The 22,455-nt window shown below is 71.4% G+C and carries 19 protein-coding genes and 1 riboswitch; of the genes, 9 read left to right on the forward strand and 10 right to left on the reverse strand.

Features of this window, described 5'->3' with window-relative positions; all coding sequences use genetic code 11:
* Positions 1-7: 7 nt before the first annotated feature.
* A complete protein-coding gene (locus FLX07_RS29670; RefSeq protein WP_229689943.1) occupies positions 8-490 on the reverse strand; it encodes a helix-turn-helix transcriptional regulator in 483 nt (160 codons plus the stop codon).
* A 101-nt stretch (positions 491-591) separates the two neighbouring features.
* Here FLX07_RS29670 and FLX07_RS29675 point away from each other — a divergent pair, with 101 nt between their 5' ends.
* Positions 592-1,155 (forward strand): TetR/AcrR family transcriptional regulator, encoded by a 564-nt coding sequence (locus FLX07_RS29675; protein ID WP_142574989.1) that lies wholly within the window; start codon positions 592-594, stop codon positions 1,153-1,155.
* A gap of 38 nt (positions 1,156-1,193) precedes the next feature.
* Entirely contained in the window at positions 1,194-1,664 is a 471-nt protein-coding gene (locus FLX07_RS29680; RefSeq protein ID WP_142574990.1) for a hypothetical protein, read from the forward strand.
* A gap of 90 nt (positions 1,665-1,754) precedes the next feature.
* On the opposite strand, the gene FLX07_RS29685 is transcribed toward FLX07_RS29680, so the two are convergent.
* Entirely contained in the window at positions 1,755-3,218 is a 1,464-nt protein-coding gene (locus tag FLX07_RS29685; protein WP_208762452.1) for an NCS2 family permease, read from the reverse strand.
* A gap of 136 nt (positions 3,219-3,354) precedes the next feature.
* Here FLX07_RS29685 and FLX07_RS29690 point away from each other — a divergent pair, with 136 nt between their 5' ends.
* Complete coding sequence (locus tag FLX07_RS29690) at positions 3,355-3,564, forward strand: DUF2530 domain-containing protein (protein WP_229689944.1); 210 nt, start codon at positions 3,355-3,357, stop codon at positions 3,562-3,564.
* Between the two features lie 228 nt (positions 3,565-3,792).
* Here FLX07_RS29690 and FLX07_RS29695 read toward each other — a convergent pair whose 3' ends face one another.
* Together FLX07_RS29695 and FLX07_RS29700 are read right to left on the reverse strand one after the other, a co-directional pair.
* Positions 3,793-6,819 carry a sacsin N-terminal ATP-binding-like domain-containing protein gene (locus FLX07_RS29695; RefSeq protein WP_142574992.1) on the reverse strand — a complete coding sequence of 1,009 codons (3,027 nt, stop codon included), beginning with the start codon at positions 6,817-6,819 and terminating at the stop codon, positions 3,793-3,795.
* A 2-nt stretch (positions 6,820-6,821) separates the two neighbouring features.
* Positions 6,822-7,619 carry a DUF3027 domain-containing protein gene (locus tag FLX07_RS29700; RefSeq protein WP_142574993.1) on the reverse strand — a complete coding sequence of 266 codons (798 nt, stop codon included), beginning with the start codon at positions 7,617-7,619 and terminating at the stop codon, positions 6,822-6,824.
* Between the two features lie 106 nt (positions 7,620-7,725).
* Between FLX07_RS29700 and FLX07_RS29705 the strand changes: the two genes are divergently transcribed.
* A complete protein-coding gene (locus tag FLX07_RS29705; RefSeq protein ID WP_229689945.1) occupies positions 7,726-8,985 on the forward strand; it encodes an MFS transporter in 1,260 nt (419 codons plus the stop codon).
* A gap of 104 nt (positions 8,986-9,089) precedes the next feature.
* Here the strand turns inward: FLX07_RS29705 and FLX07_RS29710 are convergent, their stop codons facing one another.
* Positions 9,090-9,488, reverse strand: a complete 399-nt coding sequence (locus FLX07_RS29710) for a cold-shock protein (RefSeq protein WP_142574995.1) — start codon at positions 9,486-9,488, stop codon at positions 9,090-9,092.
* A gap of 206 nt (positions 9,489-9,694) precedes the next feature.
* Between FLX07_RS29710 and FLX07_RS29715 the strand changes: the two genes are divergently transcribed.
* The 3 genes from FLX07_RS29715 (at position 9,695) to FLX07_RS29725 (ending at position 14,358) form a co-directional block, all read left to right on the forward strand.
* Positions 9,695-12,076, forward strand: a complete 2,382-nt coding sequence (locus tag FLX07_RS29715; RefSeq protein ID WP_142574996.1) for a helicase-associated domain-containing protein — start codon at positions 9,695-9,697, stop codon at positions 12,074-12,076.
* A gap of 47 nt (positions 12,077-12,123) precedes the next feature.
* On the forward strand, positions 12,124-12,627 hold the full coding sequence (locus FLX07_RS29720; protein WP_142574997.1) for a DUF3824 domain-containing protein: 504 nt from the start codon (positions 12,124-12,126) through the stop codon (positions 12,625-12,627).
* 75 nt (positions 12,628-12,702) lie between these two features.
* Positions 12,703-14,358, forward strand: a complete 1,656-nt coding sequence (locus FLX07_RS29725) for a DNA repair helicase XPB (protein ID WP_142574998.1) — start codon at positions 12,703-12,705, stop codon at positions 14,356-14,358.
* Between the two features lie 609 nt (positions 14,359-14,967).
* Here FLX07_RS29725 and FLX07_RS29735 read toward each other — a convergent pair.
* A complete protein-coding gene (locus FLX07_RS29735) occupies positions 14,968-15,276 on the reverse strand; it encodes a hypothetical protein (RefSeq protein ID WP_142574999.1) in 309 nt (102 codons plus the stop codon).
* A gap of 137 nt (positions 15,277-15,413) precedes the next feature.
* On the opposite strand from FLX07_RS29735, the gene FLX07_RS29740 reads away from it, so the two are divergent.
* Positions 15,414-17,399 carry a HelD family protein gene (locus FLX07_RS29740; protein ID WP_142575000.1) on the forward strand — a complete coding sequence of 662 codons (1,986 nt, stop codon included), beginning with the start codon at positions 15,414-15,416 and terminating at the stop codon, positions 17,397-17,399.
* Positions 17,396-17,824 (forward strand): GNAT family N-acetyltransferase, encoded by a 429-nt coding sequence (locus FLX07_RS29745; protein WP_142575001.1) that lies wholly within the window; start codon positions 17,396-17,398, stop codon positions 17,822-17,824. The genes FLX07_RS29740 and FLX07_RS29745 overlap by 4 nt, the downstream gene beginning before the upstream one ends.
* 72 nt (positions 17,825-17,896) lie before the next feature.
* Here the strand turns inward: FLX07_RS29745 and groL are convergent, their stop codons facing one another.
* The 4 genes from groL to thrC form a co-directional block, all read right to left on the reverse strand.
* Entirely contained in the window at positions 17,897-19,519 is a 1,623-nt protein-coding gene (groL, locus tag FLX07_RS29750; RefSeq protein WP_142575002.1) for a chaperonin GroEL, read from the reverse strand.
* Between the two features lie 537 nt (positions 19,520-20,056).
* A complete protein-coding gene (locus FLX07_RS29755) occupies positions 20,057-20,257 on the reverse strand; it encodes a cold-shock protein (RefSeq protein ID WP_142575003.1) in 201 nt (66 codons plus the stop codon).
* A gap of 256 nt (positions 20,258-20,513) precedes the next feature.
* Complete coding sequence (locus FLX07_RS29760; RefSeq protein ID WP_030509193.1) at positions 20,514-20,789, reverse strand: MoaD/ThiS family protein; 276 nt, start codon at positions 20,787-20,789, stop codon at positions 20,514-20,516.
* Positions 20,790-20,834: 45 nt separating this feature from the next.
* Entirely contained in the window at positions 20,835-22,121 is a 1,287-nt protein-coding gene (gene thrC / locus FLX07_RS29765; RefSeq protein ID WP_142575004.1) for a threonine synthase, read from the reverse strand.
* A gap of 14 nt (positions 22,122-22,135) precedes the next feature.
* Positions 22,136-22,275: riboswitch (SAM riboswitch) on the reverse strand.
* Positions 22,276-22,455 lie beyond the last annotated feature (180 nt).

Genomic DNA, 22,455 nt, shown 5'->3' on the forward strand with positions numbered 1-22,455 from the left:
GAAGACGCTACTGCGCCCCCTCTGACCTGGGCTTCTCCGAAATTGCGCAATCGTCGTCCCGCTTCGGCGCGCCCCCGAGGTGGAGCACTCCATTCATGAACAGGTAGCAGCCGGGGACGCGGGGGCCGCCGCGCGCCGCCCACCGGTCGCGGTATTCGCTCGGGCTCTCCCCCACCATCCGGCGGAACTTGGCCGAGAACGAGCCCAGGCTGCTGAATCCGACGGTCATGCAGACCTCGGTCACGGTCAGGTTGGCGAAACGCAGCAGGTCCTGGGCGCGCTCCAGCCGCCGCCGGGTGAGGTAGCGCATCGGCGTCTCGCCGTACGCCGCCTCAAAGCAGCGGACGAAGTAGAACTTGGAGACCCCGGCGACGGCCGCGAGCCGGTCGAGATCGAGCTCGCTCCGGTAGTCGCGGTCCATGCGGTCCCTCGCCAGGCGCAGCCGCGGCAGCAACTCCACCGGCACCGAACGCTGTCCCCTCACGGCCACGTCACGACCCTAGCCCGACCCACCGACAGATTTCCGCACTTGCCGCCGCTTTCTAACGATGTTAGGTTGATGTCATTCTAACAACGTTAGAAAGGAGCGACATGAGCCCGGCCGCACGTATCGACACCGAGGCGATCGTCCACGCCGCCTTCGACGTCCTGGATCGGGAGGGCTTCGCCGCGCTCTCCATGCGCACGCTGGCCGCGCACCTCGAGGTGAAGGCGGCGTCGCTCTACTACCACGTGCCGAACAAGGCGGCCCTGCTCCAGCTGGTCGCGGACCGCGTCGCGCGTCAGGTGGTCACGGCGTTCGTTCCCGGCCGGCCCTGGCGGGAGCTGCTTCACCGCATGGCGCGCGACCTGCGCGAGGCCCTGCGGGCCCATCCCGGGGCCGCGGCCGTCGTCGCCGTGCGGAACGCGTCGCCGGAGGTGTTCGAGAACGCCGTGCCCCTCGTCCTGTCGGCCATGCACGAAGGGCTGCGCGTCACCGACGACGAGGCGCTGCACCTGGTCCAGGCGCTGTACGTCCTGGTGAACGGCCTCGCCCTGGCCGAGTTCGGCGAGACGCCGGAGCCGCCGGCCGCACCCGCCGCCTACTACGACGCCTGGTTCGACACCGCCGTCTCGACGTTCCTGGACGGAATCCAGGCGCGGCACGGCGCGTGATTCCCCCGATGATCCCCGCTCAGTAAGGACGTCCGACCATGTTTCTCGCCGCGCTGATCCTCGTCGTCGCCACCGACGCCTACTTCATCGTCACCACGCTCGCCGACCTGTTCCCGTTCAACAACGTGCGGGAGGCGAAGAGGTCGGAGAAGCTGACCGAGGTGGCCGTGAACGGGCCGATCATGGCGCTCCCCGCCCTGCTGCTCGTCTGGGCGGCCGCGGCCGGGCTGCCCGCCCTCGCCTACGCCGGGGCGGCCGTCGAACTGCTCGCGGTCCTGAGCGGCCTGGCCCTGTGGTGGCTGCCGTACCTGGCCGGGGTGACCGTGCCGTGGGCGACGGCGGGCACGGGCGAGACCTGGGCCGCGCTGCACGCGCGCACCTACGCGAAGACCGTCATCGTGCTCCCCCGGCGGGGCGACGCGCCGCGGCCCAACCTTGAGCACATGATCCTGCACGCGCTCATGCTCACGGCCGCCTGCTGCGCGCTCGCCGCCGCCATGACCCTGTGACGCGCGCCGCCGTGGCATCGTCCCGGCGTCGTCCCGGTGTCGTCCCGGTGTCGTCCCGGCGTCGCCACGGCGGCCTCCCCACGGCACGGATCAGCTCAGGCCGAGCAGGCTCTTGATGGGCTCCAGCGCGAAGTACACGACGAACAGCGCGCCCACCAGCCACATCAGGGGGTGCAGATCGCGTGCCTTGCCGCGGAACGCCTTGATGACGATGTAGCTCACGAAGCCCGCGCCGATTCCGGCGGTGATCGAGTACGTGAACGGCATGAGCACGATGGTCAGGAACGCGGGGATCGCGGTCTCGAAGTCGCTGAAGTCGATCTCCTTGACCTGGGTCATCATGAGGAAGCCGACGACCACGAGGGCCGGAGTCGCCGCCTCGAACGGCACGATCTCCGTCAGCGGGGCGAAGAACATGGCCAGCAGGAACAGCACGCCGGTGACGATGCTCGCCAGACCGGTGCGCGCGCCCTCGCCGACGCCCGCCGCCGACTCGATGTAGGTGGTGTTGGACGAGACGCCGGCCGCGCCGCCGGCCGCCGCCGCGAGCGAGTCGACGAGCAAGATCTCCTTGGTGCGCTCGACGGTCCCGTCCTCCTGGACCAGGTTCGCCTGGCGGCCCACGCCGACGATCGTGCCCATCGTGTCGAAGAAGTCGGCGAGCATGAGGGTGAAGACGAACATCACGGCCGCCAGTCCGCCGATCTTGGCGAAGCTGCCGAACAGGCTGAACTGGCCGAGCAGCGACAGATCGGGCAGCTCGATGAAGTTCTTCGGCCACGTGGGCACGTTGAGCGACCATCCGTTGGGGTTGCTCCCGTCCGGGGTCTGCGGCCCGATCTTGCCGATCGCCTCGACGATCACGGCGAGCACGGTCGTGCCGACGATCCCGAGCAGGATGGCGCCCTTGACCCTGCGGGCGACGAGGAAGGCCGTCACGAGCAGGCCGACGACGAAGACGAGCGTGGGCCACCCGGTCAGCGAGCCGTTGCCCAGCGCGCCGAGCTTGACCGGGACCGTGGTGCCGCTCGCGTCCGGCATGCGCCGGACGAACCCGGCGTCGACGAACCCGATCAACGCGATGAACAGGCCGATGCCGACGCTGATCGCGGTCTTGAGCTGGGCCGGGATCGCGTGGAACACCGCCACCCGGAAACCCGTCACCACGAGGATCGCGATGACGATGCCCTCAAGGACCACCAGGCCCATCGCGTCCTCCCACGACATCTGGCTGGCGATGCCGAAGGCGAGGAAGGCGTTCAGTCCGAGGCCGGTGGCCAGGGCGAACGGCACCCGGCCGAAGACGCCCATGACGATCGTGAGGATGCCGGCGACGAACGCGGTGGCCGCGGCGACCAGGGCGATGCTGGGGTTCTTCCCGTCGCCGAGGAACTGGCCCGTCTTGTCGGCGACGGTGCCGATGATGAGCGGGTTGAGCACCACGATGTAGGCCATCGTGAAGAAGGTGGCGAAGCCGCCGCGGACCTCTTGTCCGACGGAGGATCCACGGGCTGAGATGGAGAAGTATCGATCGAGGAAATCAGGGGTCTTCATAGGGTTCGCATTCACGCGCGCAGAGTCGCAGGCCCTTACCATCCGCGGAAAGAGCCAGGGGACCAGCGTTGTCCTTTCGTGACTGGTTTGTCATGAAGATACCGGCGCACTGCCGCGACCTTCTAAGCTGGCTGACGTGAGCGAGCGCCGGCCGGACCCCATGCCTCTCAGGACGAGGGACACCGTGACGATCCTGGCCGGGACGGCAGCGTGGGTGATCGCCCTGGCCGTCGTACTGCTGGTGGTCAGACCGGCCGACCCGCGGCCGGCCTGGGTCTGCGTCGCCGGGATCGGCCTCGGCCTGTTCGGCATCCTCTACGTCCGCCGCCGCGACTCCCGCTCGTGATCTTGCAGTTTGTTGCAGACACCACGCCCGACCTGCGCATATGCGGTGTGTGACCTTGCGCTCCGTCATGGGTGCCCTGGCCCGACCTGCACACTCCCTTTCCGTGATCTTGCACTGCAAGATCACGGAGCGCGTACACACAGGCCATGCCACACGACCGTGACACAACTGCAAGATCACGAAGGGCGGAGGCCCAGTTCAGAGCCTTCCCCGCGACAAACTACAAGATCACGACAGTGAGGTTGTGGGGTCGAGGTCGGACTCGGCGAGCAGCAGGGGCACCCTGGCGGGGTCACGCAGGAGCGCCGCGACGGCGAGGCGGTCGCCCCACTGGCCGGCCGCCCAGGCGAGACCCCTGGCCAGGCCGTCGACGCCGGTCGCGTGCACCACGCCCTCGAAGAACCGCCACGGCACCGGCCTGCCGTCCACCAGCAGCTCGTCGTGCTCGACGTACGTCGCGGGGGCGCCGGGCAGCAGCGAGCGCACCTCGGGCGGCACGGGCGTGTCGGCTCCAGCCGAGGTGACCGCGCCGGTGACGACCTCCCCGGCGAGCGGCAGGTCGAGCACCTCCGACAGCGCCTCGGCGAGGTCGAACGGCGCGAGCACGAGCGGCCGGTCCTCGACCAGGGCGAGCAGGTCGGGCGCCTCCACCACGACCGGGCCGTCTTCGGCGTCCGCGACCGTGATCGTGCCCTTCAGCACGGCGCGTACGGCCTCGGGCGGGCTCACCCGGGCGGGGTCGACGGCCGCCAGCGCGATCCACAGGGACCGCAGCTGAACCCGGTCGACCTCAAGCGACGGGTCGGCCAGCAGGTCGAGCAGCTCTTCCGGGCCGCCGTGCGAGCCGAGCAGTTCGGCGAGGGTGGACCGGACGCCGATCATCTTCAGTGCGTCCTCGTCGATCCCCGCCGGCGCCTCGCCGTACAGGCCGAACAGCAGCGGGTCGCCCGTCGCGAGCCGCAGCTCAGTCGGCTTGCGCCCGCCGAGCACCGGGTGCCGCGACAGCCACCAGGCCGTGTACGACGGCACCTCGACGGTCTCCCCCGCCGCGAGCACCCGCATGGGCCGCAGGGCGGCGCGCAGCGGGGGCCGCGACAGCAGCGCGAGCGCGTCGGACCAGTCGGCGACGTACTCCAGGTCGCGTACGGCGGTGAACTCCCGGACCACCGGCGGAACGTCGAGGCCGGCGTTCGGCGAACCGGGGTTCGGCAGGCTGGAGTTCAGCAGGCCGGGCAGCAGGTCGAGCACGGCCTCCAGCCACTCGTCCTCAAGGTCGAGATCGTGGTCGCACTCGGCGGGGTCGAGCAGCACGTCGGAGTCGTTGACCACGGCGAAGCCGTCGAGCACCCCGGCCGCCGCCAGCACGTGCGGGCCGAACTTCTCCACCAGGTCGGGGGCGGCGACGCCGAACGGCACCTCCGGGTCGATGAGCCCGGCCAGCGAGCCCTCGGCCAGCAGCAGCTCACCCGCCGCGTACATCTCGCCGTCGGCGCCGCGCAGCGCCAGGTCGGCCAGCCACGGGGCCTCCCCCGCGGTCAGGCCCGCCGCGTCGACCAGGGCCAGCACGGCCTGGGCCACCGGCTCGGGGTCGGCGCTGTTCAGCGACTCGGACACGGCCGCGTGGGTGAGCGGGTCCTCCAGCACCGTACGCGGGGCCGCCTCGGCCGCGCCCAGCCGCAGCAGCAGCGGGTGGACGGCGTCCGGGTGGACGATCCGCAGCCCGAGCGGCGCGAGCAGGGCAGGGTCAAAGGTGCCCGACTCCTGCGACAGCACGAGCGTGCCGCGCGGGCCCCGCACCAGGCGGCCGTCGGCCAGCGGCACCGCGACGGCGCCGATCGCCTCCGGGTCGTCGGCGGGCAGCACCTCATACAGCGACCGCCACCACGCCGGGTCCTTGTCCTCCACCGCCTCGCCGGACAGCATGTCCACGACGTCCGCCAGGTCGACCCGGCGTACGCCGAGCGTGGTCAGCGCCGGGTGCCGGGAGGCCCAGCCCGCCGGAAGCAGCCCGGGGACGAGGCCGGCGATCTTCGCCAGGAAGCCGGCCGTCCCGTCGACCGCCCGCGCCTGGCTTCCCGGCACGACGCCCTCGGAGATCGTCGGCAGCAGCGGCGTGTCCGGCAGCGCCTTGACGATCTCCCGCCTGATCGCCGCGTCGAGCGCGCCCTTGCCCATCAGGCCGGGCACGAGGTCGAGCAGGTCCGGGGTCGCCGGGAGCTCCCCCAGCAGCCGCACGTACGCCTCGGCGGCCCTGGCGACCAGGAAGTCGGTGAGCGGCCCGGGGGCGACGTGCCGCCGGTCGGTGGTCATCGGGAACGACGCGATCAGCAGGGCGGGCAGGTCGAGCGGCTCGTCGCTCGGCGTCGGCGCGTGCACCACCCTGGGCACCGCCCCGGGGACCACCTTGGGAGAATCGCCGCGGCGGTCGGCGGGGACGGCCCAGCGGACCTCCCAGTAGGGCCGGGCCCGCTCCTCGGTCGGCCGGTCGGCGAACAGCTCGGCCACCTGCTCGGGGCCGAACGTGCCCGACTCGGCGACCACGTGCCAGCCCTCGGCCGAGATCGTGCGGGTCCGCCCGTCCACCTCGATCTCGACGGTCTCCAGCGCCGGCATCGACAGCGGCAGCGCGGGCCCCGCCTCCTCCAGCATCCGCCGTACGGCCTGCTCGGCGGCCTGGTCGCGCAGCGGGAGCCGGACGAGCGTGTCAAAACCCTCGGGCACGTCGAAGGAGTCGTCGGAGAACGGCAGCCGCAGCAGCGGGACGTGCCCCTCCCGGCCCTCCAGCTCGGCGGCGAGCTCCGGCCGGGCGGCGACCAGCGCGGCGGTCTCCTTCCGGGACCAGCGGACTCCGTTGATGGCCCGAGACGCGCTCCCGGTCGCGCGGGAGGCGACCGAGGGGGTGTCGGTCACCGACACCACGGCGGCGAAGCCGACGCCGAACCGGCCGGCCGCTCCCGCCTCGTCTTTCTTGCCCGAGACGCGCAGCGTGCACAGGCCCTCGACGCCGGTCTGGTCGAGCGGCGCCCCGGAGTTGGCGGCCAGCAGCACGCCGTCGGCGAGCGTCAGCCGCAGGCGGCCCGGCACGCCGGCCCGCAGCGCGGCGTCGGCGGCGTTCTGGGCGAGCTCCACGACCAGCCGGTCGCGGTAGCCGCCGAGGGCGAAGTCCTCCTCGGCGTTGGCGTCCTCGCGGAAGCGGGCGGGCGAGGCCGTCCAGGCCGCGAGAACGGTGTCACGCAGGCGTGCGGTGTCAAACATGATCAGGCGTGACCCAGGGGTTCGGAGCCGGCCTCGTCCACAGAGCCTGACTCGATGATGTCGTATCCCATGTCGTCCAGAATCGGGGGCGCCGCGTCCACGACCATCGAGGGCACGGTGGTCGCCTCGGAATGCGCCCCGCAGCCGTGATCGGCGGACACCACGCGGCCGTCGTCCGGCGCGTACTCGTTGGCGCAGACGCCGAAGCCGAGGCCCAGCGCTCCGGCGAGCGGCCAGTAGAAGCCGCAGGTGGAGCATTGCGCGGGGGCGGCGTGCGCGATCGGGGTGTGCGGTCCCGGCTCACCGGCGGTCCAGCGCCGCGCGGCGAGGTCGCGGCCGAGCACCGACAGGACGCGCGCGCGCCCCAGGCCCAGCTCGAAGATCGCCTGCTTGTCGATGTCCTCGTCGGCGGAGGCGAACCCGGGCACGAGCCGGTCGTCGTCGGCCTCGACCGGCAGCAGGTCGCCCACACCGAGGTCACCAGGGCGCAGCCGCTCGTTCCACGGCACCCAGCGGGGAGGGAGCAGCGCGCCCGAGCCGGGCAGAAGCACGGTCTCGCTCACGGTCACGACGCGGGCGCGGGCGGCCCGGGTGACGGTGACCGCCCAGCGCCAGCCGCGGTAGGCGCGGTCGAGGCACTCGAAGTAGTGGGTGACGACCCGGTCGCCCTCGTTGTCGAAGCCCAGGTGCTCTCCCACCTCCCCGGGGCGCGCGATGTTCTCCGCGGCCCGGCGGGCGAGGTCGACCGCCGCGGCACAGGCCTGGTCGACTGGAGTGCTACGGATTCGGGTACGACTCACACTCCATTTTCACCCACGCCGCGAGCGGACCGCACCGGCTCGATGGGCAAACATGGAAGGACCCTCGGTGCCTATGGTGAAGATTTGGGCGAAAGTCGCGCGTGTTGTGAGAGCGCCGGCGCGGGCGACGCGCCGGCTGACGCACGCCCAGGGAGCGGGCCGCACCGGTCTCGGCCGTCTCATCGAGCTGACGGCCGCCCATTCCGCCGGGGACGCACTGGTCACCGTGGCCCTCGCCGGGGCGCTGCTGTTCGGGCTGCCGGTCGGCCAGGCCCGCGGTCAGGTCGCGGCCTATCTGCTGATCACCATGCTGCCGTTCGCGGTGGTGGCGCCCTTCGTCGGGCCGGTGCTCGACCGGCTCCGCTCCGGCCGCCGCTACATCATGGCCGGCACCCTGCTCGCGCGGGGCCTGCTGTGCTGGGGGATGGCCGGCGCCGTCCACACCTCCGACGCGGTCACCCTGTTCCCTTCGGCGCTCGCCGTACTGGTTCTGTCGAAGGCCTACAACGTGTCCCGTGCGGCGATCATGCCGAGCGTGCTGCCCGCCGACATCCCGCTGGTGACGGCCAACGCCAGGGTCGCGTTGTTCGCGCTGGTGTCGGCCGGTGTGGGCGCCGGCGTCGCTGCCGGCGTGTCGACCGTCGCCGGCGCCGACTGGGTGCTGCGCGGCGCCGTGCCGCTGTTCCTGCTGTCCGGGATGTTCGCCGTACGGCTGCCGCGGCACGTGGACGCGCCCGACCTGGAGCAGACCGAGCCACGCCCCCGCTGGCGCACCGTGCTCAACCTGGGCCCCGTGGTGGGCGAGGCCATGGGCGCCAACGCCGCGATCCGGGTGCAGTCGGGCTTCCTCGTGTTCTTCCTGCTGTTCCTCGTCCAGGACGGTCACCTGCGCGGCGTGGACCCCAAGGTCGCGCTGGCGCTGCTGGCCACCGCCGCGGGCGCGGGCGGCCTGGCCGGGGCCGCCGCCGGCTCCCGGTCCCGCTCCCGGTCGCCGCACCTGACCGTCATGGCCACGCTCGCGCTGGCCACGGTCGCCACCGTCGCCGCGGCGTTCTTCTTCACCCTGTGGACCGCCGCCGCCGTGGCCCTCGTGGGCGCGTTCGCCCAGGGCCTCGGCAAGCTCGCGTTCGACGCCATCGTGCAGCGCGAGATCGGCGAGGAGGTGCGCTCCTCGGCGTTCGGCGTCGCCGAGACGCTGCTCCAGATCGCCTGGGTGCTCGGCGGCCTGCTGGGCCTGGTGATGTCGCTGTTCGTGGCCGGCCCCGCCGGGTTCGGCGTGATGTCCGCCGCCCTCGCGCTCTCCTTCGGCCGCCTCGTCATGCTCCGCCGCCGCAGGCTCACCGCCCGCGCCGCCACGGCCGGCTGAGCTCGCGGGCCGTCCGTGGCCCCGCCGTCCGTGACCTGGCCGTCCGTGACCTGCACGGGCGGCGGGGACGTTGGCGGCGGGGACGTACGGGATCCGCCGGGAGATCAGGCGTCGAGGTCGTCGGCGACGGCGCGCAGCACGGTCGCGATCTTCTTGGCGTGCGCGGCGTCCGGGTGCTTGCCCCGCTGGTAGGAGTTCGAGATGTCGTCGAGCAGCTTGATCAGATCCTCGACGATCACGACCATCTCGTCGGGCTTCTTCCGCTTCGTCTTGCCCTTGGCGGCCTTGGCCAGCGTCGGCGGCTGGTCGATCACCCGCACCGAGAGCGCCTGCTGTCCGCGGCGGCCCTCGGCCACACCGAACTCGACCTTCTGCCCGGGCTTGAGCGCCTCGACTCCCTTGGGCAGAGCGGAGGAATGCACGAAGACCTCACCGCCGTCGTCGCGGGTGAGGAAGCCGAAACCCTTGTCGGCGTCGTACCACTTGACCTTGCCACTCGGCACAGGGGTGACCTCGTTCAGACTGTCGTGAAGGTGATGGATGTAGGTTATGCCCAAGACCGGCCCCGTGGACCCACCCAGAAGCGATTCAAGCGTCCCATGACCAGATTCGTGTGGATCTTTCCCCGCGGCGCCGCCCAGACGCGCGGAACCCCTGCCACACCGGCGCTCCGGCGGCCGGACGAAGCTCCCGCCCTACCATGGAGAGAATGACGGGCACGGACTTCAGCGAGTGGCTACGCGGCCGTTCCGACGAGCGACTGCGGGCGCTCGTGGCGGCGCGGCCCGAACTCGTGACGCCCGTCCCCGCGCACATCGACGGTCTGGCCGCGCGCGCCTGCAGTCCCTCGGCCATCGGCCGGGCGCTCGACCGGCTCGACCGCTTCTCGCTCGCCGTGCTGGAGACGCTGGCCCTGCGGCCCGGCGCCGCCGGCCGTGAGACGCTCTCGTCCCTGCTCCGCCGTGCCGTTCCCGGCGACCGGGACGACGAGACCCTCGGTCGCGCCCTCGACGCCGCGCTCGACGTGCTGACCACGCGCGCCCTGGTCTACGGGCCCGGCGATGCGCTGCTGCCCGCGCCGGGCGTGACCGACGCGCTCGAACCCCCGGCGGCCCTGGGGCCGCCGGCCGCCGAGGTGTTCCGCCACCACTCGCCGGAACGGCTGGACGTGCTCCTGCGGGACATCGACCCGGCGGGCGAGGGCGGCAGCGGCGGTGAACAGCCGGACGGCGGACGACCGGCCGGAGAGCGGCTCGCGGCGCTGCTGGCCGACCCCGCGACGGTCGCGCGCCTCGTCGGCGAGGTCTCCCCCCAGGCGCGGGCGGCCCTGGACGAGCTCGTCTGGGGCCCGTCGAGCGGGCGGCTGCCGAACGCCCGCCGGGAGGTGGACGCCGCGAGCGCCCACTCGCCCATCGAGCAACTGCTGGCCCGCGGGCTGCTCGGCGCGACCGGGGAGGAGACCGTCGCGCTCCCCCGTGAGGTCGCCCTCGTGCTTCGCGACGGCCGGGTGCACCGCGACCTGTCCCCCGGCCCGCCCGCTTTGGAAGGGCCCGTACGCGACCAGGACCTGGCCGACCGCACGGCCGCCGGGCAGGCGTTCACGTTCGTGCGCACGGTCGAGGATCTGTGCGAGGTGTGGAGCGTGGACCCGCCGGGCGTGCTGCGCGCGGGCGGCCTCGCCGTACGGGACCTCAGGCGGACGGCCCAGCTTCTCGACCTGCCGGAGTGGGCGGCGGGGCTGGTGGTCGAGGTCGCGCACGCGGCCGGGCTGGTCGCGGCGGGCGAGGGGGAATGGCTGCCGACGGGCGGCTACGACGGCTGGCGGATCAAGGCCACCGAGGACCGCTGGGCCGTGCTCGCCGTCGCGTGGGCCGCCATGGAACGCGCCCCCGGCCTGATCGGCGAACGGGACGACCGCGACCGGCCGCTGAACGCCCTCCATCCCGACCTGCGCAGGCCGGGCGCCGCACAGATGCGGGCGCGCATGCTCGCCGTGCTGGAGTCGGCCCCGCCCGGCCTCGCGCCGACGCCCGAGTCGGTGCTGGCCCGGCTCGCCTGGGAGCAGCCCCGCCGCCGTCCCGCGCTGCGCGACCGGCTCGTACGCTTCGCGCTGCGCGAGGCCGAGCACATCGGCGTGACCGGGCTCGGTGTGCCGGCCACGCACGGCCGTGCCGTGGCCCGCGGCGACGGCACGGCGGCAGGCCTGCTGGCGCCGCTGCTGCCGGAGCCGGTCGACCACGTGCTGCTGCAGGCCGACCTCACGGCCGTGGCGCCGGGCCCGCTGACCACCGACCTCGGCCGCAGGCTCGCGCTCACGGCCGACGTGGAGAGCAAGGGCGGCGCGACGGTGTACCGCTTCTCCGAGCAGTCGGTCCGCCGCGCGCTCGACGCCGGTCATTCCGCCGACGACCTGCTCGCCGTGCTGGAACGGCACTCGGCCACCCCGGTCCCGCAGCCGCTGAGGTATCTGGTCGCCGATGTCGCCCGCCGCCACGGACGCATCCGGGTCGGCACGGCGTCGGCGTACATCCGGTGCGACGACCCGGCCCTGCTCGACGAGGTGCTCGCCGACAAGCGGGCCCACCTGCTGCGACTGCGGCGGCTCGCGCCGACCGTGCTGGCTTCCAAGACGTCCAGGGCCGCGCTGGTCGACTCCCTTCGGGCGATGGGGTACGCGCCGGTGGCCGAGTCGCTGGAGGGCGACGTGGTCGTCGCGCGGGCCGACGCCCGGCGGACCGAGGGGCAGCTCGCCGCGCGCGTGACCGCGAGCAATGCTCCCGATCCCGAGGTGATCGACGCGGCCGTGCGGGCGATGCGGGCGGGGGACTCGCGGCGGCGGCCCGTGGAGGCGCCGGAGGGCCAGGTGCCCCGCTCCCCCGCGACCGCCACGATCAGCGCGCTGCAGGAGGCCATCCGGCAGGGGTCGCGGGTGTGGATCGGCTACCTCGACTCCCAGGGGCACGCCACCAGCCGCATCCTCGAACCGGCCCGGATGGAGGGCGGCTACCTCACCGCCTACGACGAGACCCGGGCGACGGTCCACCGCTTCGCCCTGCACCGCATCACCGGCATCGCCGAGATCGGCCGATGACCTATCCGTGGTAAACCTTGAAGCCCCCCGTAGTAAAGGATTTCAGGGTGACGACTCCAGAGCAGCCGGGGCAGGGACCCCAGGATTGGCAGACCCCGTCCAATCCCTACGGACCGCCCCCCGGCTCCAACCCCTACGGACAGCAGCAGTACGGGCCGTACGGCCAACCGGGGCCGAACCCCGGCCAGCAGTACGGACCGTACGGGCAACCGGGACCCGACCCAGGCCAGCAGTACGGGCCGTACGGCTACCAGCAGCAGTACGGCTACTACCCGCCCGGCGGTTATCCGCCGAGGCAGGAGGGCCCGCGCACGCACGCGATCGTGGCCCTGGTCATCAGCATCGTGCTGACGTTGAGTTGCTACATCTCCCTCGGCGGCATCGCCGGGGCGATCCTGTCCGGGATCGCGCTCAGTAAGGTGGACACCGCGCCGGACCATGCGCGCAAGCTGCTGAAGTGGGCGTGGATCGCCATCGGCATCAACGTCGTCCTGTTCGTGGTCGGGATCGGCGTGGTCGTGTGGGCGGGGGTCAACGGCTACCTGGACTGATTCCCGCGACTGGGACTGATTCGGCCCGGCCTCGTGTTTGATAGGCGACAGCCGTACGAGTGGGGGAGCAAGGCATTGAGTGACGGGCCTCTGATCGTCCAGTCGGACAAGACGCTGCTGCTGGAGGTCGACCACCCGAGGGCGGGCGAGTGCCGCAAGGCCATCGCCCCGTTCGCCGAACTCGAACGCGCGCCCGAGCACGTCCACACCTACCGGGTCACCCCGCTCGCGCTGTGGAACGCCCGGGCCGCCGGGCACGACGCCGAGCAGGTGGTCGACGCACTGATCGGCTTCAGCCGCTATCCCGTGCCGCACGCGCTGCTCGTGGACGTCGCCGAGACCATGGCGCGCTACGGCAGGCTGCGGCTGGAGAAGCATCCCGTCCACGGCCTGGTGCTCACCAGCATCGACCGCGCCGTGCTGGAGGAGGTGCTGCGCTCCAAGAAGATCCAGCCGCTGGTCGGGGAGCGCCACGGCGCCGACATGGTGGCCGTGCACCCCTCGGAGCGCGGCAACGTCAAGCAGACGCTGCTCAAGCTCGGCTGGCCGGCCGAGGACCTGGCCGGGTACGTCGACGGCGAGCACCACCCCATCGACCTGCGCGAGGACGGCTGGTCGCTGCGGCCGTACCAGAAGGAGGCGGCCGACGCGTTCTGGCACGGCGGCTCCGGCGTCGTGGTGCTGCCGTGCGGCGCGGGCAAGACGATCGTGGGCGCCGCGGCGATGGCGCACGCCAGCGCGACCACGCTGATCCTGGTGACCAACACGGTCTCGGCCCACCAGTGGAAGCAGGAGCTGATCAAGCGCACCTCGCTGACCGAGGACGAGATCGGCGAGTACACCGGCACCAAGAAGGAGATCCGGCCGGTCACGATCGCCACCTACCAGGTCATGACGACCCGGCGGCAGGGCACCTATCGGCACCTTGAGCTGTTCGACGCCCGCGACTGGGGGCTCGTCGTCTACGACGAGGTCCACCTGCTGCCCGCGCCGATCTTCCGGATGACCGCCGACCTGCAGGCCCGGCGGCGCATCGGCCTCACCGCCACGCTTGTGCGCGAGGACGGCCGGGAGGGCGACGTCTTCTCGCTCATCGGGCCGAAGCGCTACGACGCGCCCTGGAAGGAGATGGAGAACCAGGGCTACATCGCCCCCGCCGAGTGTGTCGAGGTCCGGGTGACGCTGGGCGACGACGAGCGGCTGGCCTACGCCATGGCCGAGAGCGACGAGCGCTACCGGTTCTGCTCGACCACGCCCGCCAAGACGAGGGTGACCGAGGCGCTGGTGCGGCTGCACGCGGACGAGCAGGTGCTGGTCATCGGGCAGTACATCGACCAGCTCGACGAGCTGGGCGAGCACCTGAACGCACCGGTCATCAAGGGCGAGACCAGGGTCAAGGAGCGCGAGCGCCTGTTCCAGGCGTTCCGTGACAAGGAGATCCGGGTGCTGGTCGTCTCGAAGGTCGCCAACTTCTCCATCGACCTGCCCGAGGCGGCCGTGGCGATCCAGGTCTCCGGCACGTTCGGCTCGCGCCAGGAGGAGGCCCAGCGGCTCGGCCGGGTGCTGCGCCCCAAGGCGGACGGCGGCGGCGCGCGGTTCTACTCAGTGGTCAGCCGCGACACGGTCGACCAGGAGTTCGCCGCGCACCGGCAGCGGTTCCTGGCCGAGCAGGGGTACGCCTACCACATCATCGACGCCGACGACGTGGGCGAGGAGGACCCGGCGCGCTGACCCTCTCCGGTCACGTACGGCGCCGGGCGCGGTAGACGCCGGCCTTGGCCCGGTTCCGGCACGACAGGCCGCAGAACCGACGCATGGTGCTCCTTCGCCTGGCGCACCGCGCGCACCTGGCGCTGCGCTGAACGCCTGCGCACGCGGACCCGGCGAACCTCCGCGCAACGGATGAACGTCGCGCGCACCCGGCGAGCGTGCGCGCACCCGCGGACCCGGCGAACGAGCACGGACCCGCTGACCGTGCGCGCACCCACGGACCTGGGAACCTGCGCGGACACGGCCTAGGTCCAGGAGATGCCCTTTGGCCTTGTCACCCCATCACCCCCCTCGCCTCGCGCCTTACCCTCACATGATGCAGTCGTGATGGCGGCAATACCCAGCAATAAGGCGAATCACGCAATATACGCATTTTTCGCCCTACTCCTGGTTTCTCGCTGCCCGCTACCTTGGCCGCCGGTGAGCTCGCGACTCACATACTCGCGACTCAGACAACGCGCGGCATATCAGGACAAAACACCCCACTGCAACCGCTTCTCCGGCGGCGCGACGACGGAGTGCTCCATCGTCGCCGTCGCGAAGCTTCTCGTGCCGGTCATCGGGACGCGGTCACTGGGCGACCAGGCCGCCGACGAACAGCACCACCAGCGCGACGACCCAGGCCGCCACGGCGAGGCCGTACAGGGACGTGCGCCTGGCGAACCAGGCGACCCCCGTGGCGCACGCCGCGACCACCCCGACCATCACGGACAGCGCGATCACCGAGGCGATCCGGTCCGCGCAGCCCGGCGACGCTCCCAGGCTCGTCATACAGAAGGCCTGTCTGCCCCAGTCGCCGAAGATCGCGAACCCCCACAGCGTGGCGAGCAGCAGGCTCGCCGCGGCCGGGATCGCCGGAGGAACCACGGTGCGCGTCACCCGGGTTCAGATACCCGTCCCGGGAAACGACGACACGCGAGAGAAATACCGTTTGGGCATCGCGCTGCCCAGAGCTAGGCTCTTGTGCTTTCCGCTTCCACCAGTCCCGTCCCCACCATGCCCGGAGGAGCATCCGCATGCCCGGAAATGTGCTCGAAGCCGAGCGCGCCCATCTCGCGGCCTCCCGCGCCGCGCTGCGAGCGATGCGCGAGCACGCGCAGTCGCTGTCGGCCGACGCCGCCGGCGACTGGGTGTCGCAGCAGGTTCTGCAGGGTCTGCTCGACCAGCGGGTGGCCGCGCTGGCCGACCACCCCGACGCGCCGCTGTTCTTCGGCCGGTTGGACCGCACGGCCGGCGACGACCTGCCGAGCACGGTCTACGTGGGCCGCAGGCACGTCCACGACGAGAGCAGCCGGCCCCTCGTGATCGACTGGCGCGCCCCGATCTCCCGCGCCTTCTACCAGGCCGGCCCCGCCGACCCGATGGGGGTGGCGCTGCGCCGCAGGTTCGGCTACCAGGGCGGCGACCTCACCGCGTACGAGGACGAACCGCTCGACGGCCGGGCGCTCGGGCAGAGCAGGCTGCTGACCGAGGAGATCGAGCGGCCCCGCACCGGCCCGATGCGGGACATCGTGGCGACGATCCAGCCCGACCAGGACGAGATCGTCCGCGCCGACCTCGGCGTGACCGTCTGCGTGCAGGGCGCACCGGGCACCGGCAAGACGGCCGTGGGCCTGCACCGCGCGGCCTACCTGCTGTTCACCCACCGCGAGAAGCTGTCGCGCTCGGGCGTGACGATCGTCGGGCCCAACCGGGCCTTCCTCTCCTACATCTCCTCGGTGCTGCCCGCGCTCGGCGAGGTGAAGGTGAACCAGACGACGGTGGCCGGCGCCCTGGGCGACCACGCCCATCCCGAGGACCCCGGGGTGGCGGCCGTGAAGGGCGACGCCCGCATGGCCGAGGTTCTCAGGCGGGCGCTGTGGCTGCACGTCACCAAGCCGGCCGAAGGGGTGCTCTTCACCAAGGGCATCAACCGCTACCGGGTGGCCGACCACGAGGTCAGTGAGATCGTCGCCTCGCTGCGCGGCACGACGAGGTACGGCCCGGGCCGCGCCACCCTGGCCCAGCGGCTCGCCCACGCCGTGCTCGTCCAGATGGAACGGCGCGGCGAGTCGCCCGACGACCGGGTGCAGGACGCGGTGGCCCGGTCGAAGCCGGTCAAGGCCGTGCTGGACGCCGCGTGGCCGCGGCTGACTCCCGAGCAGGTGCTGTTCCGGTTGCTGTCGGACCCCGAGTTCCTGGCCAAAGCGGCCCGGTCGGACCTGTCCCCGGAGGAGCAGCAGCTCATCGTGTGGCGCAAGCCGTACAAGTCGCACCGGTCGGCCAAGTGGACGGCCGCCGACGCGGCGCTGCTCGACGAACTGGGCGACCTGATCGAGCGGACACCGTCGCAGGGACACCTGGTGGTGGACGAGGCGCAGGACCTGTCGGCGATGCAGTTGCGCGCGCTCGGACGCCGCTGCCGCACCGGCTCCGCGACCGTGCTCGGCGACCTCGCCCAGGGCACCACGCCCTGGTCGGCGCGTTCGTGGAAGACCGTGCTCGACCACCTCGGCCAGCCCTCGGGCGAGGTCACCGAGCTCACGCTCGGCTTCCGCGTGCCCCGCGAGGTCCTCGACTTCGCCGCGCGGCTGCTGCCCTCCGTCGCGCCGGAGCTCGCCCCGCCGCGCTCGCTGCGGGCCGGCGCCGGCTCCCTGTCCGTACGCCGTGAGAGCGACGTCACCGCCGCCCTCCCCGAGGCCGTACGGCAGGCCATCGCACAGGAGGGCTCCATCGGGGTCATCGCGACGGACTCCGCCCTTCCCGCGCTCTCCGCGGCCCTGGAGACCGCCGCGGTGCCGCACACGGTGCTCGACCCGGACTCGACGGGCGACGACCGGGTGCTGCTGGTGCCGGCGACGCTCGCCAAGGGCCTGGAGTACGACCACGTGATCGTCGCCGAGCCGGCCGCGATCGCGGAGGCCGAGGAGCGCGGCCTCGCCCGTCTCTACGTGGTCCTCACCCGGGCGGTAACGTCACTGACCGTCCTGCACAGCCGCGACCTTCCCGAGGAGCTGCGATGACCTCGCCCGGCGTGCGCGTCCGCCATGGAGCGCTCGACGACGTCCCCACCGTGCTGCGGTTCTGGCTGGACGCCGCGGAGAACACCGACAGGCACGACGACGCCGGCAAGGTCGTGGCCCTGATCGAACGCGATCCCGAGGCGCTGCTCGTCGCGGAGATCGACGGCCGCGTGGTCGGCACGCTCATCGCCGGGTGGGACGGCTGGCGCGCCCACCTCTACCGGCTCGCCGTGGACCCCGCCCACCGGCGCATGGGCATCGGATCGCTGCTGATCCGGGCCGCCGAGGAGCGGTTCCGGAAGTTCGGCGCGTTCCGTGCCGACGCGATGGTCCTGCACGACAACACGCTGGCGCACCACGCCTGGGCCTCTGCCGGATACGCGATGCAGACCGACTGCGCCCGCTGGGTCAGGGGCCTCGCCTGAGGCACACCACGGGAAAGGGCGGCTCCCCCGAGGGGGAACCGCCCTTCCGTTGAGACGAAGCAGGCAGATGGATCAGAAGTCCATGTCTCCGCCGCCGGGCATGGCGGGGGCCTTCTCCTTCTCGGGCTTCTCGGCGATGACGGCCTCGGTGGTCAGGAACAGCGCCGCGATGGACGCCGCGTTCTGCAGCGCCGAGCGGGTGACCTTGGCCGGGTCGATGATGCCGGACTCGAACATGTTGACGTACTCGCCGGTCGCGGCGTTGAGGCCCTCACCAGCGGGGAGGTTGCGGACCTTCTCCACCACGACGCCGCCCTCGAGGCCGGCGTTGACGGCGATCTGCTTCAGCGGCTCCTCAAGGGCCTTGCGGACGATCGCGGCACCGGTGGCCTCGTCGCCGTTGACCTCGAGCTTGTCGAACGCGTTGGCGCCGGCCTGCAGCAGGGCCACGCCACCACCGGGGACGATGCCCTCCTCGACCGCGGCCTTGGCGTTGCGGACGGCGTCCTCGATGCGGTGCTTGCGCTCCTTGAGCTCGACCTCGGTAGCCGCGCCGGCCTTGATGACGGCAACGCCGCCGGCCAGCTTGGCGAGGCGCTCCTGGAGCTTCTCGCGGTCGTAGTCGGAGTCGGTGCGCTCGATCTCGGCGCGGATCTCGTTGACCCGGCCGGCGATCTGCTCGGCGTCACCGGCGCCGTCGACGATCGTGGTCTCGTCCTTGGTGATGACGACCTTGCGGGCGCGGCCGAGCAGGTCGAGGGTGGCGTTCTCGAGCTTGAGGCCGACCTCCTCGGAGATGACCTGGCCACCGGTGAGGGTGGCGATGTCGCCCAGCATGGCCTTGCGGCGGTCGCCGAAGCCCGGAGCCTTGACGGCCACGGACTTGAACAGGCCACGGATCTTGTTGACGACCAGGGTCGCCAGAGCCTCGCCCTCGACGTCCTCGGCGATGATGACCAGCGGCTTGCCGGACTGCACGACCTTGTCGAGCAGCGGCAGCAGGTCCTTGTTCGCCGAGACCTTGGAGTTGACGATCAGGACGTACGGGTCCTCGAAGACCGCTTCCATGCGCTCGGGGTCGGTCACGAAGTAGCCGGACACGTAACCCTTGTCGAAGCGCATGCCCTCGGTGAGCTCCAGCTCCAGGCCGAAGGTGTTGCTCTCCTCGACGGTGATGACGCCTTCCTTGCCCACCTTGTCCATCGCCTCGGCGATGAGGGCGCCGATCTCGGGGTCGGCGGCGGAGATGGAGGCGGTGGAGGCGATCTGCTCCTTGGTCTCCACGTCCTTGGCGAGCTTCGACAGCTCCTCGCTGACGCGCTCGACGGCGGCCTCGATGCCCTTCTTCAGCGACATCGGGTTGGCGCCGGCGGCCACGTTGCGCAGACCCTCGCGGACCAGCGCCTGGGCGAGCACGGTAGCGGTCGTGGTGCCGTCACCGGCGACGTCGTCGGTCTTCTTGGCGACTTCCTTGACGAGCTCGGCGCCGATCTTCTCCCACGGGTCCTCGAGCTCGATCTCCTTGGCGATGGAGACACCGTCGTTGGTGATCGTGGGGGCGCCCCACTTCTTCTCCAGCACGACGTTGCGGCCCTTCGGGCCGAGGGTCACCTTCACGGCGTCGGCGAGCTGGTTCATCCCGCGCTCAAGACCGCGCCGGGCGTCCTCGTCAAACGCGATCATCTTGGCTGCCATTAGGCTAGACCTCCCAGTAGCAGGGTGTCTTCAACGGACCGAGCCGACGCCCGCGACGGCGCGGACCCGCTATCCCTGCGCGAGCCCCATCGCCCCGATCCCGGTTGTTGTCACTCTCGACCTCAGAGTGCCAAACAAGTATTTAGCACTCTACCCCTGCGAGTGCAAGCGGGAGCCATGCTGACCAGCTTGGACGTTATGTCCAGATCAGCGAGTCGACGAGCGGAGCGGGGGGCACCGACGTGCCCAAAAGGACGTGCCGCCGGCCCGGACCGAGAAGCGCCCAGGTGCCGCGAGCGGCGCTGCCAGCCTCCGGACGAGGAGCGCACGGGAGCGGCGAGGAGCACGGCCGCGTTCTGGACCGAGGAGCGAAGCGATCAACCGCGACGAGGCCGTGCTCTCCGCTCCCCTCCGGCACGACGCGGCCGGTGTGGCGACCCGAGCAGCCGGGCGACCCAGCAAGAAGCGGGCGACACAGCAGCGGAAGGCCCGGCTCGCGAAATCCGCGTGCCGGGCCTTCCAAGGTCGATGACGGGATCAGACGGATCGTACGGCTTCCGCCTGCGGGCCCTTCTGACCCTGCGTGATGTCGAACTCAACCCGCTGACCCTGCTCGAGGGCCTTGTAGCCGTCCATCATGATTGCCGAGTAATGGACGAACACGTCCTTACCACCGTCCACCGCGATGAAGCCGTAGCCCTTGTCCGCGTTAAACCATTTGACGGTGCCCTGCGCCACTTCCGACTCCTCTTGCTGGGCTGGGGACCACACCCAAGAAGCCCCCGGTTTTGTCGATCGTCTTCGACCATACCCGTGTCAAGGCGTAGGACAACAGAGTCAATCCGCAAACTACTACTTGGCGTTCGCTCAAAGCAGGATCGCAGAATATTCACTTTACTGTTGAATAGTTGAGAGCTGCACCTTTTGCCATGGCATCGCATGACTTCTTCATCGGCAGAAGCGCATGTCAGATGCTCGGGCGCGGTGCGGCGGCTCAGCCTCCGGCGACCGCGGGGATGACCGAAATCTGCACCCCGTCCGGCGTGGCGGTGTCCAGACCGTCGGCGAATCGGACGTCCTCTTCTCCGACGTAGACGTTGACAAAACGCCGGATCTTACCCGTTTCGTCCAGGATGCGGCCGCCGATGCCGGGGTAGTCCGCGTCCAGCTTCTGCAGGACCTCGCGGAGCGTTCCCCCCTCGCCGCTCACCTCCGCGGCGCCGTTGGTGTACGTCCGGAGAATCGTCGGAATCCGCACGGAAACGCTCATTGTTCGCTCGCTTTCGTTGCTGCCGATGGGCTTTTTGAAACGCTTTCAGTTGGCGAATGCCGCACGGAAGGCGTCGAGAGAGGGACGGATGACGGCGGCGGGACGGGCGTGCTCGGCCACCGCGTCGAGCGTCTTGAGTCCGTCACCGGTGTTCAGCACCACGGTCTCGGCGTCGGGGTCGAGGCGGCCCTCGCGCACCAGCTTGCGCAGCACGCCGACCGTGACGCCGCCCGCGGTCTCGGCGAAGACGCCCTCGGTCCTGGCGAGCAGGCGGATCGCCTCGACCACTTCCTGGTCGTTCACGTCCTCCACCGCGCCGCCCGTCCGCCGCGCGATGTCGAGCACGTACGGCCCGTCCGCCGGGTTGCCGATGGCGAGGGACTTGGCGATGGTGTCGGGCCGCACCGGCTGCACGACGTCCTGCCCGGCCTTGAACGCCTGGGAGACCGGCGAGCAGCCCTCGGCCTGCGCTCCGAAGATCCGGTAGGGCCGCTCCTCGACCAGCCCCAGCTTGATCAGCTCACGGAAGCCCTTGTCGATCTTGGTGAGCTGCGAGCCGGAGGCCACCGGGATGACGATCTGGTCGGGCAGTCGCCAGCCGAGCTGCTCGGCGATCTCGTACGCCAGCGTCTTGGAGCCCTCGGCGTAGAAGGGCCGGAGGTTGACGTTGACGAAGCCCCACTTCTCGCCCAGCTCGTCACCGATGAGCTCGGAGCAGAAGCGGTTGACCTCGTCGTAGTTGCCGTCGATGGCGACCAGGCGTCCGCCGTACACGGCGGCCATGGTGACCTTGGCCGGCTCCAGGTCGGCGGGGATGAACACGCAGGAGTCCAGCCCGGCCCGGGCGGCGGCCGCGCCCACCGCGCCGGCGAGGTTGCCGGTGGAGGAGCACGACAGGGTGTGGAAGCCGAAGTTGCGCGCGGCCTCCAGCGCGATCGCGACGACCCGGTCCTTGAAGGAGTGGGTCGGGTTGCCGGAGTCGTCCTTGACGTGCAGCGACCGCAGGCCCAGCTCGGCCGCCAGCCTGTCGGCCTTCACGAGCTTGGTCCAGCCGGGCTGCAGGTTGGGCTTGGCCGCCACACCTGCGGGGACGGGGAGCAGGGAGCGGTACCGCCAGATGTTCGCCGGGCCGGACGCGATGTCCTCCCGACGAACCTCGCCGAAGTCGTACGCCACCTCAAGAGGGCCGAAACACTCCGTACAGGCGAAGATCGGGCCGAGATCGTAGAGAGCGCCACATTCGCGACACGAAAGACCGGTGGCGGGGCCGAACTCGACGGTGTTCACAGAGGTGTCGGCGGCGGTGTTAGCGGCGGTGCTGGTATGCGCCATGAAGCGAGGCCTTTCCCTCATCTTCGCTCGCGACCGCCCTGGCCGCGAGCCGGAATTGGCACCTGTCCCGGCCGGGCCTCGTGGGCACGAGTTCGACACCGGGGAGGTTGCCGGGGCTTCGCAGGGCCGGTCCCTCCACCCCTCTGGATGAGCATGTTCAGTTGTGGGATCTTCCGAGGAAGGTCCTTGTGCGCCCCTCCTGCCGATCTCTGCCCCGGAGCGTCGCCCAGAGCGGCACCTCGCGGCGGCGTCGTCGCCCGCAGCCTCCGGCTACGAGCTCCTCCGCCTTGCGACACACCACTGCGGCCACCGCTCCGTACGGGCAAATCTTGTC

The sequence above is a fragment of the Microbispora bryophytorum genome (genome assembly GCF_006874465.1).
Classification (GTDB): domain Bacteria; phylum Actinomycetota; class Actinomycetes; order Streptosporangiales; family Streptosporangiaceae; genus Microbispora; species Microbispora bryophytorum.